The organism is Arcanobacterium urinimassiliense (genome assembly GCF_900119495.1).
In the GTDB taxonomy this organism is placed as follows: Bacteria; Actinomycetota; Actinomycetes; order Actinomycetales; family Actinomycetaceae; genus Arcanobacterium_A; species Arcanobacterium_A urinimassiliense.
This window is the reverse complement of sequence record NZ_LT632435.1, coordinates 266,148-284,137: the sequence shown is the minus strand read 5'-3', so window position 1 is coordinate 284,137 and position 17,990 is coordinate 266,148. Positions and strand designations below refer to the sequence as shown.

The window sequence follows — 17,990 nt, the reverse complement described above, 5'->3', positions numbered from 1 at the left end:
CAAATTATTGTCCGGGGCCCCGGCTAATATTGCGTTATTATTATTCGTGACCCCGGCTAGTATTGCGTTAGACAATTAGGGAGGCAATGTGGCTACCGCACTTTCACTCGATGAGATCCGCAGGCGCTGCACAAAGGTTGTTGCAGATTGGATTGACGAGCCGGGGGATGAGCGCCAGCAAGCGCAGTCGTTTATCAGAGACTTGCTGGAAGCATTCGGGATTACGCAAACCAAGGCAGCTTTGTACGAAAAGCGCGCGAAACGAACCTCAACCGGCAGGCAAGGTTTCATTGATGCGTTGATACCGGGCCTAGCTCTGATTGAGATGAAATCCGCGGGGAAGGATCTTGAGGCTGCTGAAGCTCAAGCTCTGGACTACATGGAAGCTCTAGGCGATATTGAGCGCCCCAGCCGCGTGATTACTTCCGATTTCAAAACGATTCGAATTCTCGATATTAAAGCCGAGGACGGTACCGACACCGTCCAATTTCCGCTAGAGGAACTGCCTTTGCACGCAGAGGATTTGGCGTTCCTCGCTGGTTTCCAAACCCGTGCTTTCGGCTCAGTAGAGCAAGAAAAAGCCTCCATTCGGGCCGCGCAAATCATGGGGCGCCTCTATTCAGAACTGGAGAAAACCGGGTACTCTGAGCACGAATCCTCCGTATTCCTAATCCGCTTACTGTTTGCTCTTTATGGTGACGATTCAGGCATGTGGGAGCGCGACCTCTTTTACGAGTTCTTAGAAAAGCGAACGCGCGAGGACGGCACAGACCTCGGTGCACAGCTAGTAATGCTGTTCCAGATTATGAATCAGCCGGAGGCCGCCAGGCCCGCGAACATGGATTCGCTACTTTCTCGCTTCCCGTACGTAAATGGCGGAATTTTTGGAGAATCCACCTCCATTCCCTACTTTGATTCAAAAATGCGGGAGCTTTTGCTTGCAGCCTGCATGTTCAACTGGTCAGAGATTAGCCCCGCAATTTTCGGCTCACTATTCCAATCCGTGAAAAGCGCGAAAGCCCGGCGGCAACTAGGTGAGCATTACACGACTGAAATCAACATTCTTAAAACCATTGAGCCGCTGTTTCTTGACGAACTCCGCACAGAGTTCAAGACCTACTACCATGACGTAAAACGACTCGAAAAACTGCGCGACGAAATCGGCCAGCTACAAATCATGGACCCCGCGTGTGGCTGTGGAAACTTCTTGGTGGTTGCATACCGTGAGCTACGCCAGCTTGACCTAGAAATTCTCAAACGCCTAGAAGAACTAGACCCAAGTGCGGGGGGGGGGAACTCTCTTCTTTGAGCGCGAAAATCTCAACGTCAAACTGGAAAACTTTGCGGGCATAGAAATTGAGGAATGGCCTGCCCGCATCGCACAAACAGCTTTGTACTTGGTGGATCACCAAGCAAATCAGAAACTCGCAATGTCACTGGGGGCTCCCCCAAAAACACTGCCGCTCGACAAAGTTGAATGCATCCACGTGGGCAACTCTCTACGCACCAACTGGGAGCAAGTTTTCCCGCCTTCAGACCACGTGCGCATTGTAGGAAACCCGCCATTTGTCGGCCAGTACCTGCAAGGGGTAGACCAAACTGAAGACATGAAACTGGTGTGGGGTGACCTCTACGACGGCTACCTTGACTACGTTACCGGCTGGTATAAAAAGGCGGCAGACTACTTCCGGTTTGTTGGCGACGGTCAGTTCGCTTTTGTCTCCACCAATTCGATCACGCAAGGCCAACCGGTACCATCTCTATTTGGCCCACTGTTTGGCAATGGTTGGCGCATAAAGTTTACGCACCAAACCTTCTCATGGAGTTCCGAAGCTGCTGACGCCGCCGCCGTACACTGCGTAATCATTGGCATGGACAAAAAACGCCGCACCAGCGCAACCCTCTACACCTATGCCGACATTAAAGGCGAACCCACCGCAGTTCCCGCCAAGAACATTAATGCCTACTTGGTGGACGCACCCAATCTATTTGTGAAGAAACGTTCGACCCCACTATCAAAGTGGGTGCCTAAGGTGACCAAAGGATCACAACCAACGGACGGCGGAAATTTAATTGTAGAGGTTGACGAGTACCCCGAAGTGAAAGCAGACTCTATTGCCTCTAAGTACCTACGTAGATATGTGGGTGCTCGCGAGCTGCTCCATGGTGCAGACCGTTGGTGCCTCTGGCTAGAAGACGCCACTCCAGCAGATATTCAACACTCAGGTATTTTACGTGACAGGTTGGATGCTGTTCGAGAGTTTCGGCTCAACAGCAAAAAACAGGCGACAACAGATCTGGCAGATAGTCCACATTTATTTGCTGAACGTAGGCAACCCACGCGACCCTACCTTTGCATACCATCTCACGTTTCGGAAACACGCCTATTCTTTCTAACTCAGAGATTCGGGGCAGATGTCATCTCGGGAAATGCAAACTTCACCGCTGAAGATCCGGACGGCTACCTGTTCGGAATAGTTTCTTCATCAATGTTCATCACCTGGCAGAAAGCCATCGGCGGCAGACTAGAATCTCGTCTTCGCTTCTCAAACACCGTGGTGTGGAATAACTTCCCGCTACCGGAAGTCTCTGCAAAGCTCCGCGCCGAAATCATCGCTGGCGGCCAAGCCGTCCTCGACGCCCGCAACCTACACCCCGAACGCTGTCTAGCAGACCACTACAACCCACTCGCAATGAGCCCGCAGCTCCTAGCCGCACACCGCAAACTAGACAAAGCAGTAGACCGGGCCTTCCGCCCAAAACCATTCAACTCAAACGAAGAACGCCTCGAAACCCTCCTCAAGTCCTACCTCAAAATGACAGAAAACGACGCACTTATCAATACCAAAGGCCGCCGCTAGCCCGAGGAATCAGGCCAACTTCGGATCCAATGGATTGGAGCGCTAACCAAACCGACTCGCTCAGCAACCAATCCTGCTTCGGCATTTTACGCTATCGGCGCCCCGGCTAGCACCCGGTTAATTTCCTCCTGTTGTGGAGCAGTATTTGGCCCCGGCCGGGAAATCATAATTGCCGCCGCCGCATTTCCGCGCCGAACGGCCTCCACCAGATCATGCCCCTCCGCGAGCGCCGCCATCATTACTCCTACGTGAGTATCACCAGCGCCGTTGGTATCGCGCACTACGGTCGGGAAGGTTGGCACCGCCACCACTTCCCCCACACCGGTAATTACCACTGTGGGATCATTGCCAGCACGCACCACCACGGCAGCGTCTTTCTTGAGCAATTTCTTGATTGCAGTTGCATTAGCGGCATCGGAGCCGGATTCTCCCAAGATTTCCGCTTCGCGCTCGTTGCAAGACCAAATATCGGCACGTGCAAGTAGCGGCGCGTAGAGCTCGCGCGGCAATTCCGAAATCAACGGCGAAGGATCCACCACCACCGGAATATCCGCTGGAATCTCCGCGAGCCATTTAGCCAAGCCCACCGCATTGGATTCAGTAGCCAAGCTATAGCCAGAGATATAGATTAAATCACCCGGCTCTAGCTGAATCGCTGCTAAGTGTTCATAGCCAAAATCGCCTTCTACTCCGAGCGTAGTTACGAAGGTGCGTTCTGCAGAATCTTCTACGAACGCCACGCAGTAGCCGTTATCGGCATCAGGTACGCGCGGAAAAATAGAGGAAATACCGTCTTTTTCCAGCGCCTGCCCAATAATATCGGCGAATGGTCCCGTACCGACCAGGCCGCAGTACACTACTTTCATGCCGTAGCGCGCTGCTCCTAGCATGGAGTTGAGGCCGCCACCCGCCACCAGCTCTGTACTGTTGGCGATTACATCCCCGCCCGGCTCCGGCATTTTCGGCAGGCGAATCACCTGATCTACGATTACGCTGCCCGTATTGATCATTCTCATTCTTTTACACCTGCGCCTTTAGCTCCGCCCAATGCCAGATAAAGCAAACCAGAAAGCAACAAGGCTACCAGCCACTCCAGCCCCTGCTGGGCAATGAAGGAATCGGGAAGTGCGAATTTGAATAGGAAGCCGGCACCCAAAGCCACCAGCCACGAAACCAGCACGCGCACTTCAAAGCCACCTTTATACCAGTAGGCAGAGCGAGAAGTCATATCCAATAAGTCGTCGGAACTATAGGTAGTGCGCTTAATCATGTCTACCAAGAACACTCCCAGCCAGGCAGTGAGCGGAATTGCCAACAAGGTGATGAAGCCGATGAAAGCGTCGTAGAAACTTTCAAAGAGGAAGAGGAATACCATCGAACCAACTAGGCTGACCATTAAATCAGCAGCTACGGCTACGATGCGGCGCACTTTCATGCCCATAGTCAATAGGGTTAAACCAGAAGAGTACACCGAGATATTGTTGGAAAGCAGCAGCCCAGCAAAGGCAGAAATCAAGAAGGGGATTGACATCCAGGCTGGCAGCAGAGCCGGAATCGAAGCCAGTGGGTTACCAGCGTCAAACTCTGGATTGGTAATAGCAATCAGCGAGCCAGTGCCAATCATAATAATTAGCGGAATACCAGCACCAGCTGCACAGGTGAGGATTAGAGTAGCCGGAGATACTTTCTTGGATTGGTAACGCCCAATATCAGCGCCCGAGTTAGCCCAGGCAATACCGGTGCCAGAAGCGACCACGCCAATACCCATTAGTACCGTGCCCCAAGAGCCAGCTTCCGCGCTCAGCACCATACTCCAATCCACTTTCGCCACGATGAAGCCAACTACCACTAGGGTGAGCACACCAAAAATGTAGGTGGCCCACTTTTGGAATGCAGCGAGCATCTGATGCCCTACTCCGGATACCGCCAAGGTGAGGGCGAGGAATAGGAGTACTGCCACAATTGCAATCCACGGATGGCTACGCGGAGTGAGCTCCGAACCCACAATGACGGTGCCGATGGAAATTGCCGCAAAGGCCGCCGTCACAGTATTTACCGTCTCCCAACCCCAGCGGGAAAGAATGGCTACAAAGGTGGGAAGATAGTTGCCGCGCGTGCCGAAAGTGGCACGCGAAAGCGTCAAAGTGGGTGCACCGCCCCGCTGGCCGGTGATTGATACGATACCCACGATAGCGAAAGAGGCTACCGCTCCCACTGCTCCGGCTATTAGCGCCTGCCAAAAATTCAGCTCTCCAGCTACTACCCAGATTCCCAATGGGATACCGAGGATGGAAATATTTCCAGCAAACCAAATCCAAAATAGTTCGGCCGGGCCGCTAGTCTGCTCCGAGGCGGGAATTGGTTCAATTCCCCGATCTTCAACTTCGAGTAATGAACGCCAACCTTCGGCAGGCGCTTCCGTATTAGACATTATTTCTCCTTAGAAATTCGCAGCGATACTAGATTTGCTGCAGTTTGTACTATCGGTAGTGAATTTAAAGTAGTGACTAGTTCTAATGATTCAGGTGGGATTTTGGCAGAGTCGCCGCAAGCGCCGAGAATTGCTCCGGCCATTGCCCCCACCGTATCCGTATCTCCGCCGGCGTTTGCCGCCAACAAAAGTACTTCATTGGCACTGACGTCTAGAGCACACAAGGCCGCTACAGCCGGAATTGACTCATGCGAAGCACAGGAAGTGCAGATTTGGTTGAACAGCGTATCTAAAATTTCCTCGCGGGAAGTGCATTTCTTGAGGAGTTGGATAGCCCAACGGGAACGCAAATAAATATCGGGAGCGCATACCTGATTGCCAAAAGTAGCAGCTTCGCGCGCTAAGTCGAGCCCTATCTCCAATGCCTCCGGCCGAGAGGCACCCGCAATTCCCGCGCTTACTGCTCCCGCCACCAGCATCGCCCCTTGTAAAGCTACATTAGTGTTGTGGGTGACTTGCGAAGCTTGTACCACTGCCGCCATAAACCGCTGCCGATCGGCAAGATCGAAGGCTATCCCCACTGGGGAGATACGCATCGCTGCACCGTTCGTGGTACCGTATTTACCCGTTTCGCTGGGAGGCACGCCATCTTCTAAAGCTGAAATAGCTCGCTTAGTAGAGGGTCCAAGCAAATCGAGAGAACCGCGCGCAATCATATCTTTTTCCCACTCCAGCAACCCGTGGGCAAATTCCAGCGGTGGTACTGCGCCGTGTTCTATCAAAATTTTCGCCAACATAAAGGTTTGTTCGGTGTCATCGGTAACCATGCCCGCCGGGGCACCGTGCGCTATTTCTTGCGCCGGCCCGGCCGCCACTAAAGTATCCACAAACCCATACTCAGCTTCGATGCTTTGCCGAGTGAGGTCTTGAGTTGGCATACCCAGCGCATCGGCATAGGCAGTAGTTTGCAGGCAGAGCTGAGCACGAGCCAGTTTTTCTTTTTCGGTGGTGATATCTTTCATCCCTCTTCCCTTTCTTTCTGGCGATTAAATACATTGCGGAATCGGAAATGATCTGGGTCGAGCAGACTAGTCACTTGCTCCGCTAAAAAGTTTTGCGAAGTTAGCGCGCGCCGTACTACTCGCATAAACGCTTTACCAGGTTCTCTGCCCAGCAATGCGGCACTAGTGGGATCTAAAACTACTACGTCCACTAGCTCTTCTCCGTGTTCTACAAATAATCCTGCCCGATAGAGGGTTTTTGTAATTGAACCATCTACCAAACCTTGCGTGGGCACGGTACTAATAAATTCCGTAGCCGGAAGCAGAGAAGTTTCCAAAGAAGCTATCGTTCCGGATGGCAGAGTACGAGTGCGCACCACTTTCACGAAATCGGCATTACCACCCGCATAGGCAGCAAGTGCAGGTTCTTTAACTTGGGAGATACTCAATGTTTGCACCGTCATCTCCGCTCCCGCAGAAGAAAGCGCCTCTGCCCAGCCCTGCCGATCATCAATCCGCTGGTTATGAAAAGTTACAAAGGAACCACGCCCCTGATCAGAGCGCACTAATTTGCGATTCTTTAACTTAGAGAGTGCCTTGCGGACTGTGCCTCGGGAAACGGCGAACTCTTCTGCCAGCACATACTCACTGGGGAGTGCATCGCCCGGCGCGATTTCTCCGGCGTAGATAAGCGCTTCGATATGCTCAGCTACTTGTTCATGCTTGAGCTTTTTCGGCGCCATATTCCCTCCCGTCAGCTTCATTGCTCATTTCTGTTACTAGTGTTACACATTCTTCTCAACTTGTCTATACAAGTTATGGACAACTAGTGAACATCTAGTATTAAAAAGAGCTTCCGCAACAGATCAGATTCTTTAGCAGGCGCCGCCTATAAGAGGTACTACAAAAGCGATAAGTGGCTCTACGCGGGAAGCTCGGCACTATATGCGCTATACCTGGCTAAGCTTGCGCAAGATACACGGTGTCTAAATCGCGGCCTTCGATGACGCGCCCATCGAAACCCGTCACTTTCGCTGCCCAATATCCTTGAGGTAGATGACCCGGAACAAAGTGGTTGAGCACCAATGTGCGCACTGCACAGCGTTGGGCAATCGAGCCCACAGTTTCTACCGAGCAGTGTTTCTGGAATACCACATCCAGTGCTCGCTGCTGCTTGGGGGTATAGGGAGGATTTCCGAATTGCCAACGAGCAAAATTGGAATCTACTACTTCGTGTACCAATACATCTGCGCCGGTGGCGAGGCGAATTATATTCTCAGAAGGCCCGGTATCGCCGGAAAAGACTACCGAACCAGCGTCGGTATCAAAGCGGTAGGCAAAAGCCGGATACATAGTTCCATGTTCCGCCAAGGTGGCGCTCACATGCACTCGATCATCTTCATATACGAAGAACGGCTCTACCGGTTGCTGAGCGCGCTCACTCTGCGAATCAGCTCCCCCGGACTGGCAAAACTCCCCATAAGCATCGCGCCCGATTATTTCCGGACGCTGAATATCAACTCCCACAATCATGTCTTGCGGAGCGCGTTTATTTGCGCCGTAGACTCTATCTAAAGTTTCGGCTTCGAATGCGGCCAAAAGATTTTCCACAAATTTTTTCGCACCGGGCGTCTGTATATCCGGCTCTGGCAAATTCGCATAAAAATACGGGCTAAGAGTCCTTTCCCACGGGCCGTATACTTCGACTCGGTGCTCCGGCCACCCTTGGTTATATCCACACAACAGCAGATTCGATAAATCCAAAGTGTGGTCGGAATGCATATGGGTGATAAACAAGGTCTGCAGATCGGCAAAAATTTTCGCTTCCGGGCGCTCTAGTGGATTTGCCCGCGTTAGCTGCCGCGCCACCCCCATACCAAAATCGACTACGTAAATTTTTCCATCGACTACTAACGCCGTGGAGGTCCCATAACGGCAGGGCGATTCCGCATCCGGAGCCCCCCAAGTGACTGCGCCGCCAGCCGTACCAAGCAAAATAATACGAGTATCAATCTTTCGCATAAGTCTTATCATAAGTCTTATCCTCCGCTTATAATGGATCTAACACAAAACTACTTAAAATGAACTTATTACCAAGACATAACATTTTTCATGTATCATTATCACATGAACGGTGATTAATGTATTATCGTATGTAACATTCCCAATGACGAGAAGGAGCAATATGTCCCCGGAATATAATAAGAATGACGCGATCCTCGCGACATATACCTTTTCTATCCCCGCTAATGTGGATCCGCTAGAGAAAGTTCGCGCCTTCGCCGTGGGGCAAACTATTGGAACTTGGGTAGCCGTACCTGGTTTAACAGAAGAAATGATTGACGCTTACCAAGGTGAAGTCGTCGATATTAAAGCCTTAGATTCCAGCGATTTGGTGAGCGATGAGGAAGATATCGCAACGTACGCTGCGACTCTTTCCCTACCAGCTGTGAGTATTGGAGCTGATATGCCCCGCCTTTTCACCTCGCTGCTCGGCAATGACGCTTCAACTTCTATGGCGGCAAAACTCACCGATATTCAACTTCCCGCATCGATGACGGATAAGTTCCCCGGCCCTAAGCATGGTGTAGCAGGACTGCGAAAACTTCTCGGCGTAGAATCCCGCCCCCTGCTGCTCAATATGATTAAACCATGTACTGGCCTCACTCCCGCCCAAGGAAGTGAAATCTTCCGCGAAACTGCCATGGGCGCTCCGGATTTAATCAAAGACGACGAGCTCATGGGAGATCCCGAATTTTCCCCGATTGATAAACGCGTAGCCGCTTATAACAAAGCTGCTGAGCAGGCTTTTGCGGAAACTGGCCATCGCACCATCTACGTACCTAATATCACTGCGCAAGGCACGGCCCTATTCGAAAATGCCCAGCGCGCTATCGACGCTGGAGCGCGCGCACTCATGGTGTGCTATGCGGCGGTCGGTTACGGCAGTGTCATCGAATTGCGAGAAAAGTTTGATGTGCCGATTCTCGGCCACTATGCCTCGGCTAATACCTATTACGAAAACGCTTCCTCTGGCATGTCTGCCGCTTTAGCGCTCGGATTCTTCCCCCGAGTTGTAGGAGCCGATATGGCAGTTATCAATACGCCTTACAGCGGCTATCCGATGCGGAAAGCGGCGTATCTAGCTACTGCCCGTAAAATGCTCACGCCAACGAGTGGCTTAAAGCCTGCATTCCCCATCGTTGGCGGCGGAGTTAAACCCGGGGTTGTCCACAGATACTTAGAGGACCTCGGCACCGACATCGTCTTAGCCGCCGGCGGAGCTATTCAAGGACATCCGCAAGGGCCAGCTGCCGGCGTGCGGGCAATGTATCAAGCGATTGACTCCTATATGGAAGGGATATCACTAGAAGAAGCAGCTCGCGAGCATAGTGAATTAGCAACCGCTTTAGATGTATTTGGAGTAGTTAAATGAGCAAACGCGTCGACGTCCATACCCACATTTGGGATAAATCGGATATTCCACCGCAGATTAGCGGCTATGATTCCAGCCGTTCGCTTTCCTGCGATGCCGATGCGTTAATCGCTGCTATGGATAAAAACAGCATTGATTTATCTATTGCGGTGGCTCTTGCCTATGAACCAGATTTGTCTGATGCACATATTAGACGCATCAATGATTTTGTTTTACGCGAATGTAACAAATATCCTGAGCGTTTGATTCCTTTTTGTTGTGTAAATCCGCGCAGCCCGCAGGCGGCGAAAATTGTAGCGGAAGCACTGGCGAACGGCCATAAGGGTTTAAAATTCCACGGCGCATTTCAAAATATGGGTGTAAACGATCCGCAGCTGTGGCCAATTTATAAAGTTCTGGAAGAAGCACAGAAACCCGTCCTTTTTCACTCGGGTGATATCGGCGTCCTTCCGCTCAATGATCAGTACACGAGCGTCAATCGCTTTGACTCAGTATTTTGCGATTTTCCGCAACTGCCGGCCATCTTGGGGCATGCGGGGCGTATCGACTTTTCTCGAACGGCAGGATTACTGCGGAAACACTCCAATGTATATGTAGATATCAGTTCAGTAATTGGACGCGATCCGAACTTCCAGACCTACCCCTTGCGCGATCTCATTACGAAGGTCAAGACGTGGGCGGGGGCGGTTGATCGAATTCTATTCGGATCCGATATGCCCCTATATAGTTACGAAAAAACACTGGGTAACCTCGACTTGCTTATTGCGGAGTTGCAGGAGACCCCCGATCCTGTGATTTCAATAGACGACGTCGTCGCAATCCGTGACGCCAATTCGTCCGCATTTTTGAATCGCTACCAACTCTGACCGGAATCCAAGAACCGGTCCCGATTATTCAAAGGAGAATGCAATGGCAAAACTCTACACGGCAAAAGAAGTTACCTCCCGTTTACGCGCAGAGATTGACGCGGGCAGGCCGTTATTCGCACCGAACTGTGGATTCGGACTATCTGCGAAACTACAGGAAATGGGAGGAGCTGATTTGATTATCGCCTCCGCCACGAGCTATTGGCGGATGAAGGGGCAAGGATCTCTCGCCGCGCTCATGCCAAACAGCGATATCAACCAGATTCTTTTCGATCTACTTCCCGAAATCGTCGCCAATGTTTCCGAGGCCCCAGTTTTGACTCTGTCGGGAGCTTTCAATCCGCTGCTGCCGCATAAAGAGCATCTGGAACGGCTGCGGGATGCCGGCGTGAGCGGAATCAACCCGTTCATGATTAAGATTTACGGCGATGAAACCGTAGCGCAGATGGATAAGATTGGCATTGGCTGGAAGCGCGAAGTCGAATTCATTGAAACAGCTGTAAAGATGGATATGTTTACCCTCGCTTATGCGTTTACGCCTGAAGAGGCAAAAGTGATGGCCAGCGTCGGTGCCCATTCCATCGCCACACACTTCGGTTCTACAGTCGGTGGGCTTAAAGGCGCCGCATCTGATATGACGCTCGAAGAAGCCACCGAACGCAGCCAGGAAATGTTCGATGCGGCTCTCCAAGAGAATCCGGATGTCATCCTATTCGCACACGGCGGCCCCATCGAAGGCCCTGCCGAAGCAGCGCACGTAATTAAAAATACTTCTGCGCATGGTTTCATCGGCGGTTCTGCTGCGGAGCGCATGCCGATTGAAAAAGCAATTTTGGCAATTACTAATGAATACAAAAACATACTCAACGACTAATAGTCACCTGTAACGAAGGAGTAACAGATGAATAAAGATGGTAAACCCGTAATTTTATGCGTGGGAATGTGCAATACGAAAGGCACGGAAATTCAATTCCTAGCCAAGCAGGTACGTGCCAATGGCGGCGAACCCATAATTATGGATCTTTCGCTTGGTGGCAGCGTAGATTTCGCGGACATTTCCAACTACGAAGTCGGCAAATTAGCTTCTCTGGATATGGACGAAGTCTTTGCTGGCCCGCGCGCAGACGCAATTAAAAAACTGGGAGGAGCCGGCGCACAGATGGCTCTCAAGTTACACGAAGAAGGGCGCTGCGACGGTATTATCAGCTGGGCCGGTTCCGTAGGATCCACCACCGTATCTATTGTGATGCGGGCGCTGCCATTCGGTATTCCGAAAATTCTCATGACCGATATGGCCTCCTCGGACGTATCGGGATGGTTAGGCAATAAAGATATTTTCATCGTTTCGCCAACCGCTGAGCAAGGTATTACCGCGGTAACCTCGAAGATTGTCACCCAAGCTTGTGCAGGCATTGTGGCCATGGCCAAGGTGGAAGATTCACCGATTGATCGGCCGCTTGCTGCTGTCACCAGCTACGGAACGACTACTCCTACCCAGATGCGAATTACTAACTTCTTCAACAAGAACGGCTGGGATTGCTCGACTTTCCACGCGGTGGGAGTGGGCGCCACGATGGAAGATCTAATTCGCTCCGGTGATATCACTGCTGTTGTCGATATGACGCCTGGTGAATTGACCAACAATATGTATGACTCCGTATACGGGACGCCGAAGACTTGGACTGGTGTGCGTATGACTGCCGCACCAGATATGGGTATCCCCAATGTAGTTGTACCTGGAGGCCTAGATCAGTGCGCTTACGGTGCCTTCGCCACAATGAAGGAAGAATATATAGAGGATTTCCGTACCGGTAAACGTAAAGGTTTCCGCGATACTGGTAAACCTTATATTCATAACGAGAACGTAACTGAGATGGTTCCGACCATTCCGGAAATTATCGAACTCTCCGATTTTCTCGCCGACACTTTGAATGGTTCTAAGGGGCCCTGCGCATTCGTAATTCCTATGCGTGGCTGGTCCGCTTATGATCAAGAAGCTGCCCTGTGCACGCGGGAGCGCGGCTGGGCAGAAGGAAACGGCGACGGCCCAGTTTGGGAGCCCGATGAGAAGTATCCACAATGGTCCCGCCGCGCAACTGCCATGTTGAAGCGGATGTGGTCGAAAGTTGATACGAGTGTGGTAGATCTTATCTGGACCGATCACCATATCTTGGATGAAGAATTCGCAGATCTTTTAAACACCATAGTTTGGGATATGATCAACGGCGAATGGGAGATTGGGAAATACAACAATTTCTCCGACAAGATTCTCAACGATAAGTTGACGACTCTGTAATAGCGATTCCTTAGAATCAAAAGCAGGCGCATTCGGGATTAACTGATTTCAGTTTTTCCCGGATGCGTTTTTGCAATTATTAGTTGCACGCCACTGCGCCGAATCTCCGTTACGTGTTCCCGGCTTAATCTCGAATCGGAAATCACGACATCAAATTCATGTATCGGCATCATTGAGTACAAGGCCCGTTTACTAAATTTCGTATGGTCGGCGATTAATACCCGTTTCTTCGCACACTGGAACATAGCTCGCTTAACTTGAATCAACTCCGGCTGCTGGTGGAAGCACACCCCGTTGCTGACGGCCGGAGTAGACATAAGGTACGTATCGGCGCTCAGCTGATTCAAAGCCGAAAGCGCTAAATTTCCTTTGTAGGCATCGCACAATTGGTAGTACTCTCCACCCGTGGAAATAAGCGAAATGCCTCTTTTGCCGTAGAGCATATCGAGCACGCGCCCAAAGTTAGTAATAACCGTCAACGGTTCTTTCTGCGGCAATAACTCAGCTAGATTCAAGCCAGTCGTGGAATCATCTAGCACAATCGCTTCTCCGGGCTCGATCAAATCAAATGCCAATTTAGCAATCGCACGTTTTTCTGCCGACTGCTGGCGCAAACGATAATCAGTTGATGCTTCGAATAGGCTCGAAGCGACTGCCGTCACTACTCCACGAGATTTCCGCAGCACACCCCGAGCTTCTAAGGCGTCTAAATCGCGATGAACAGTCATGCGCGATACATCTAATTCGTCCACCAGCGTATCTATGCGCACAGATCCAATTTCTAAGACGCGCTCGGTAATGGCGTCTCGCCGCAAATCCTGTTTTGAAGGCGGAGCGGAGAGCTTAGCTTCAATCTTATCGTCCATTAGAACAAGGCCACCTTTTCTGGGCGAGGAAAAATCTCATCTAAGGCCGCTAAATCATCTGCACTCAATTCCAGTTCAACGGCTTGCGCATTGGCACGTATCTGCTCCGGGCGCGTAGCACCGGCGATGATAGACGCCACGGGAGCTTGCGCAGCTAACCAAGCGATTGCCACCTCCGCCTGTTGCATATTACGTTCGGCGCAAAACTCTTGGTATATGCGCAAATCTTCCATATTAACGGCCGCTAGTTTCGGATCTCCTGGCTGCAAACGCGCATCTTTCGGCACTCCCTGCGTATATTTACCGGTCAAGATACCAGCTGCCAGCGGATAATAAGGCACCAAACCTAAACCGAAATGCGCTGCTGCCGGCACAATTTCCTGTTCAGCTCGGCGATCGAGAAGATTATAGTGATTTTGGGTAGCTACGAAACGCCCGAGGCGAGAATGATGCCAAGCGTCCGCCAATTGCCAGCCCGTAGTATTAGATACTCCGTAATAACGAATTTTTCCTTGGTCCACCAAAGTATCCAGCGCGTCCATCGTCTCCGCAATGGGGGTCAGCGGGTCTGGAGAATGGTAGTAATAAAGATCGATCCAATCCGTGCCGAGCCGCTGCAAAGATGCTTCGCATTGCTTCATAATATAACGGCGCGATCCGCGCGCTAATTCTTTCGGTTCACCGGCGACGGGCAATCCGAATTTCGTTGCAATCACAACGTCATCCCGGCGATTACCTAACGCTTCGCCCAGCAGCCTCTCCGATAGCCCAGGTTCGTAGCCGTAAACGTTAGCTGTATCAAAATACGTCACACCTACGCTCAGAGCAGCATCCACAACTTTCTTGGCACCCGCAATATCTTCCGAAGCGGAACCTTTACGCCCCAAATTATTTGCGCCGTATCCCAAGACTGAAACGCTAAGACCAGAATCACCTAACCGTCTATACTTCATAACATCTATATTAGGCGAGTTGGGCACTGCAAACCAGATAAAAAGAAGCTTCTATATTAATTTGCGGATCTTCCCCCAGGCAGAGGAAGACCCGCAAAGCAATTTTATTTAGTTATATTTAACTACCTAGTTGTTACGGCGGCGCTTATATATTCCGCCAACTCCAAAGAGGACAAGAACTCCTGCTAATAATATGAGTGCAGCAGTATAACTACCCGTATTCGGCAACTTTTGTGCTGCAGGCTTAGGCGTAGGCGCAGGCTGAGATGGAGCAGAATTCATAGTGTAGCTCCAGTACCCAATAAAGTTTAGGTCCTTTCCATCGACGGTGGCCTCCGTAGGAGTCCAACCTTCAAAATTCCAAGTACCTTGGTCTTCCTTAACACTGGTTTGTGCTAATTCTGGAGCCGAAACCTTATCGCCAGTGCGCAGCATCGTAACGGCTGCAGGGGTAAGTTTAAGAATATCCTCCGGTAACTGACGACTGGAATCACGGCTGGCGAAAGTAAACTTGGCGTCATTAGTAGCAACCATAGTCAATGCAACCGGATCAGCAGTGTCCTTAAAAAGTAAGGGCATACCAACGTAGAAATAATCCATTGCCATCTTGCCACTTACCGTAGGATCCACCATCTTAAAGGTTTTACCAGCCACAAATTTAGATTGCGGAACGTAAAGAGCATTCTTAGGGGTAGTGAGGACGAGTTTGGCAGGCTGATACTCACTCTTCTCAAGATCCCCTCCTGTCACCTTCGAGCCATCTGCGTGCTGCAATTTGAAATGCGCAGTAAACTTCCCGGTGCCTGCATCATATGCAGCAGTCTCGCATCGCATAATATCGCCAAATTTAGAGGGAGCATTCTGCTTCTCCATTTCAGCCTGCACAGTCGCACAGCTGACGAAATCGGGGTTTGCAGATACGACCGTTGGATCAACAGTGAAAGAAATATCCCACTCACCACTGAAAGTTTTTCCCGCGTAGCGCGTTTTATCAAAACCATTTCTGAACAGCCACCCAAGCTTAAAGGCATTGTAGCTATTCCAAACACCTTTCATGTCGAGGGTACCTCGATAGGCAATCTGATAAGCATCAGTGGCAGTCTCACCCTTTGAAGAATCGTAGAGAAACTCATTATCGCTGGTGATCTGCCCCGCATTATCTACTGCATAGGCATCGCTATCTACAGTAATCGACACATTTGTGGGGGCTGCAGCTGCTGGCGTAGCATTAACTCCACCCAATCCCATGATAAGAAGAATAGCTAATAAAAAGATGGAAAAACGGGAAAGAAATGTACCCGTCCGTGGCAAGCGTGGAACCATGAAGCCCCCATTTGTAGAAATTTAAAGTACCTCTGCTCACGATATCTTAAAAAACTTTATATTTCTACAACTAAATTTTCTAAAGAGCGGCGCTCTACCAACTGAGCTAAGGAAGCATCGGCAAGAAGCGAGCAGCTTTTCACTCCGGCATTCCTACTTTGCTCCAGCCACTTATCTCTTCGCCGTTTACAGTAACCGTAGGGGTACCTTTACTGTTCATCTCGGCTTCTTCCGGCTTGTTGTTTTGTTATGTACATACAGCCAATAGGTTTATGCGTTTATCCAGTCGCATTTGCCCTAGTCAGCAACTATTTTCAAAGAATTCTTGGGTTAATGGCTAAAATTCTTAAACCCCGATTGCAAAAAGAACCCGAAGATTTATAAAACAAATATGGGGTTGGACGTCGCAGAACGAAGCGTCCAACCCCATACTTAGTTGATATCAAGCGGATATATCTTGACTAGCTGTTTCTTTTCGCCCGCATTGACATAGCAACACCGGCTAGTCCACAAGCAAGCGCAGCCCCCAACAACCCAGCTCCAGCAAAACCGGTCGTCGGCAAGTTGCCTTTGCTCTCCTTGACGGTGGCCTGTTCCTGCTTAGTCGGTTTTGTCGGTTTTGTCGCCGCCGCCTCCTTAACCGTAATCTTTGCGATAGCGGTTACGCTTTCCCCGTTAGAGTCGGTAAGCGTGTACTTAACCTCGTAGACCCCCGCCTTAGAGCTATCGAAATTTCCTTGCTCTATGACGACCTTATCGGCCAGGTTTGCTCCGTCCTGCTCATCAGCTGCCTTGGTTATCAGTGAGCGCAGATCCAGCTGTTCGCCGGCAGTAATCGTCGCGTCCTTCACCTCAAGCATGGGCGGGGTATTGACGACATAAATCGGGTATACCGCCAAATCTCCCTTAACCACCGTGTCGGCGTCGAAGACATCGCCAGAGCCGTCAGCCTTGGTGTTCCATTCCTTAAACGCGTACCCCGCTTTGGCCGGTGCGGCAGGAAGCTCCTTTGGCAGGCAGGTTGTACCATCGCTCAGGCAGTTTTGCGCTGCCGAATGCCCGTAATAAACCTGCATCGAGGCCAGCATCTCGGGCTCAGCGCCCTCGTTAGCGGCCTTGTAGAACGTAACTTTTGGAACACGCTGGTTCAAAGTGGCGACGAAAACGCTAGAAGACTTGAACTTTTCAAAAGTGTTGACCCCATCGTTTCCTTCCCACCACTTGAGGTACGAAAAGTTGCCTTCGATTGCGCGGATGTTCTTAAGCGAAGACTTCTTATCTTTGTACATGAAGTAGAAGTACGCCGGCATGTTGCCCTCATCGGTAAGCTTCGCCACTTCCGCCTGAGTCGGCTGGGGCACTGCTCCGTCTTTAGCAACTGCCTTTATGACGTAGTCAGTGCCTTCGGTGTACTTGGTATTTATCCCGGTGACCTTGTCGTTTTCAACCACGAAAAGATCCTTGGCCACGTCCGCGTTCTTCGCGTAGGCGACGTTGGCTATATCAAGGTGGAAACGCGTTTCAGCTATGGGGTTTACGTTTTCCTTCGGGTTGGTAGCCGAATAGTTGTCAGCGCCTACGGTCATCACGTCGGTTGGAGTCGGGTCAGGTGTATATTTTGAAGCTTCAGCGGTGAACCAGGAATGGTAGCCCTCTGGAACAGTCGAATTGTCAACCTTTACGGTGTAGGTCTTGCCCTGCGGGTATGGGCCTAGATACTTTGTTCCGCTCCAACGAACAGGATCCCCGACGGTTCCCTTGGTCGTCTCAACCAGGTTCCCGTCGCCATCGTAAACATGAAAAGCAATATTCTTCCAGGTCTCAAGAACCTTAGCCGGCGGCTTTCCACCATAAACGTTAAGCGTACGGTCTACCCCGATAACGTCCTGCGGCGAATCGAAGAAGGCCTTCGTCTGCTCGTTTATGAAAATCTCCGGTAAAATTTCGATTCTTACCT

15 protein-coding genes are annotated in these 17,990 nt (G+C 50.8%); 6 read left to right on the top strand and 9 right to left on the bottom strand.

All coding sequences use genetic code 11. The features are described from left to right. The first annotated feature begins 88 nt into the window (after window positions 1-88). Together BQ7117_RS07630 and BQ7117_RS07625 are read left to right on the top strand one after the other, a co-directional pair. Entirely contained in the window at window positions 89-1,309 is a 1,221-nt protein-coding gene (locus BQ7117_RS07630) for a type IIL restriction-modification enzyme MmeI (protein WP_143273941.1), read from the top strand. After that, the gene (locus BQ7117_RS07625) at window positions 1,281-2,861 is read left to right on the top strand and encodes a DNA methyltransferase (RefSeq protein ID WP_202613013.1); all 1,581 of its coding nucleotides are present in this window, start codon (window positions 1,281-1,283) and stop codon (window positions 2,859-2,861) included. Before BQ7117_RS07630 ends, BQ7117_RS07625 begins: the two co-directional genes overlap by 29 nt. Before the next feature lie 86 nt (window positions 2,862-2,947). On the opposite strand, the gene BQ7117_RS01360 is transcribed toward BQ7117_RS07625, so the two are convergent. The 5 genes from BQ7117_RS01360 to BQ7117_RS01340 all read right to left on the bottom strand — a co-directional run bounded on the left by BQ7117_RS01360 (window position 2,948) and on the right by BQ7117_RS01340 (window position 8,327). Beyond that, window positions 2,948-3,877, bottom strand: a complete 930-nt coding sequence (locus tag BQ7117_RS01360) for a PfkB family carbohydrate kinase (RefSeq protein WP_073995861.1) — start codon at window positions 3,875-3,877, stop codon at window positions 2,948-2,950. Further along, window positions 3,874-5,292, bottom strand: coding sequence for a purine-cytosine permease family protein (locus BQ7117_RS01355; RefSeq protein WP_073995860.1), 1,419 nt, complete (start codon window positions 5,290-5,292; stop codon window positions 3,874-3,876). The genes BQ7117_RS01360 and BQ7117_RS01355 overlap by 4 nt, the downstream gene beginning before the upstream one ends. Next, window positions 5,292-6,314, bottom strand: a complete 1,023-nt coding sequence (locus BQ7117_RS01350; RefSeq protein WP_073995859.1) for an ADP-ribosylglycohydrolase family protein — start codon at window positions 6,312-6,314, stop codon at window positions 5,292-5,294. The genes BQ7117_RS01355 and BQ7117_RS01350 overlap by 1 nt, the downstream gene beginning before the upstream one ends. Then, window positions 6,311-7,036, bottom strand: coding sequence for a GntR family transcriptional regulator (locus BQ7117_RS07885; RefSeq protein ID WP_073996922.1), 726 nt, complete (start codon window positions 7,034-7,036; stop codon window positions 6,311-6,313). Before BQ7117_RS07885 ends, BQ7117_RS01350 begins: the two co-directional genes overlap by 4 nt. Window positions 7,037-7,253: 217 nt before the next feature. After that, the gene (locus BQ7117_RS01340; protein ID WP_084789800.1) at window positions 7,254-8,327 is read right to left on the bottom strand and encodes an MBL fold metallo-hydrolase; all 1,074 of its coding nucleotides are present in this window, start codon (window positions 8,325-8,327) and stop codon (window positions 7,254-7,256) included. A 151-nt stretch (window positions 8,328-8,478) separates the two neighbouring features. Here BQ7117_RS01340 and BQ7117_RS01335 point away from each other — a divergent pair, with 151 nt between their 5' ends. The 4 genes from BQ7117_RS01335 to BQ7117_RS01320 are packed head-to-tail and all read left to right on the top strand — an operon-like array spanning window position 8,479 to window position 12,891. Next, window positions 8,479-9,729 (top strand): RuBisCO large subunit C-terminal-like domain-containing protein, encoded by a 1,251-nt coding sequence (locus tag BQ7117_RS01335; RefSeq protein WP_202613012.1) that lies wholly within the window; start codon window positions 8,479-8,481, stop codon window positions 9,727-9,729. Then, complete coding sequence (locus BQ7117_RS01330; protein ID WP_073995856.1) at window positions 9,726-10,595, top strand: amidohydrolase family protein; 870 nt, start codon at window positions 9,726-9,728, stop codon at window positions 10,593-10,595. Before BQ7117_RS01335 ends, BQ7117_RS01330 begins: the two co-directional genes overlap by 4 nt. 43 nt (window positions 10,596-10,638) lie before the next feature. Next, entirely contained in the window at window positions 10,639-11,469 is an 831-nt protein-coding gene (locus BQ7117_RS01325; protein WP_073995855.1) for a phosphoenolpyruvate hydrolase family protein, read from the top strand. Between the two features lie 27 nt (window positions 11,470-11,496). Then, a complete protein-coding gene (locus BQ7117_RS01320) occupies window positions 11,497-12,891 on the top strand; it encodes a Tm-1-like ATP-binding domain-containing protein (protein WP_073995854.1) in 1,395 nt (464 codons plus the stop codon). Between the two features lie 38 nt (window positions 12,892-12,929). Here the strand turns inward: BQ7117_RS01320 and BQ7117_RS01315 are convergent, their stop codons facing one another. The 4 genes from BQ7117_RS01315 to BQ7117_RS01300 all read right to left on the bottom strand — a co-directional run bounded on the left by BQ7117_RS01315 (window position 12,930) and on the right by BQ7117_RS01300 (window position 17,619). Beyond that, on the bottom strand, window positions 12,930-13,757 hold the full coding sequence (locus BQ7117_RS01315) for a DeoR/GlpR family DNA-binding transcription regulator (protein WP_073995853.1): 828 nt from the start codon (window positions 13,755-13,757) through the stop codon (window positions 12,930-12,932). Then, on the bottom strand, window positions 13,757-14,710 hold the full coding sequence (locus BQ7117_RS01310) for an aldo/keto reductase (RefSeq protein ID WP_073995852.1): 954 nt from the start codon (window positions 14,708-14,710) through the stop codon (window positions 13,757-13,759). The genes BQ7117_RS01315 and BQ7117_RS01310 overlap by 1 nt, the downstream gene beginning before the upstream one ends. 126 nt (window positions 14,711-14,836) lie before the next feature. Continuing rightward, complete coding sequence (locus BQ7117_RS01305; RefSeq protein ID WP_237563028.1) at window positions 14,837-15,958, bottom strand: SHIRT domain-containing protein; 1,122 nt, start codon at window positions 15,956-15,958, stop codon at window positions 14,837-14,839. A 536-nt stretch (window positions 15,959-16,494) separates the two neighbouring features. Further along, window positions 16,495-17,619 (bottom strand): bacterial Ig-like domain-containing protein, encoded by a 1,125-nt coding sequence (locus BQ7117_RS01300; protein WP_143273940.1) that lies wholly within the window; start codon window positions 17,617-17,619, stop codon window positions 16,495-16,497. Between the last annotated feature and the right edge of the window lie 371 nt (window positions 17,620-17,990).

Bases quoted from the DNA above. Each gene is read 5' to 3' on its own strand.
- BQ7117_RS01360 (WP_073995861.1), bottom strand. From the start codon at position 3,877: ATGAGAATGATCAATACGGGCAGCGTAATCGTAGATCAGGTGATTCGC.
- BQ7117_RS01355 (WP_073995860.1), bottom strand. From the start codon at position 5,292: ATGTCTAATACGGAAGCGCCTGCCGAAGGTTGGCGTTCATTACTCGAA.
- BQ7117_RS01350 (WP_073995859.1), bottom strand. From the start codon at position 6,314: ATGAAAGATATCACCACCGAAAAAGAAAAACTGGCTCGTGCTCAGCTC.
- BQ7117_RS07885 (WP_073996922.1), bottom strand. From the start codon at position 7,036: ATGGCGCCGAAAAAGCTCAAGCATGAACAAGTAGCTGAGCATATCGAA.
- BQ7117_RS01340 (WP_084789800.1), bottom strand. From the start codon at position 8,327: ATGATAAGACTTATGCGAAAGATTGATACTCGTATTATTTTGCTTGGT.
- BQ7117_RS01335 (WP_202613012.1), top strand. From the start codon at position 8,479: ATGTCCCCGGAATATAATAAGAATGACGCGATCCTCGCGACATATACC.
- BQ7117_RS01330 (WP_073995856.1), top strand. From the start codon at position 9,726: ATGAGCAAACGCGTCGACGTCCATACCCACATTTGGGATAAATCGGAT.
- BQ7117_RS01325 (WP_073995855.1), top strand. From the start codon at position 10,639: ATGGCAAAACTCTACACGGCAAAAGAAGTTACCTCCCGTTTACGCGCA.
- BQ7117_RS01320 (WP_073995854.1), top strand. From the start codon at position 11,497: ATGAATAAAGATGGTAAACCCGTAATTTTATGCGTGGGAATGTGCAAT.
- BQ7117_RS01315 (WP_073995853.1), bottom strand. From the start codon at position 13,757: ATGGACGATAAGATTGAAGCTAAGCTCTCCGCTCCGCCTTCAAAACAG.
- BQ7117_RS01310 (WP_073995852.1), bottom strand. From the start codon at position 14,710: ATGAAGTATAGACGGTTAGGTGATTCTGGTCTTAGCGTTTCAGTCTTG.
- BQ7117_RS01305 (WP_237563028.1), bottom strand. From the start codon at position 15,958: ATGGGATTGGGTGGAGTTAATGCTACGCCAGCAGCTGCAGCCCCCACA.
- BQ7117_RS01300 (WP_143273940.1), bottom strand. From the start codon at position 17,619: ATGACCGTAGGCGCTGACAACTATTCGGCTACCAACCCGAAGGAAAAC.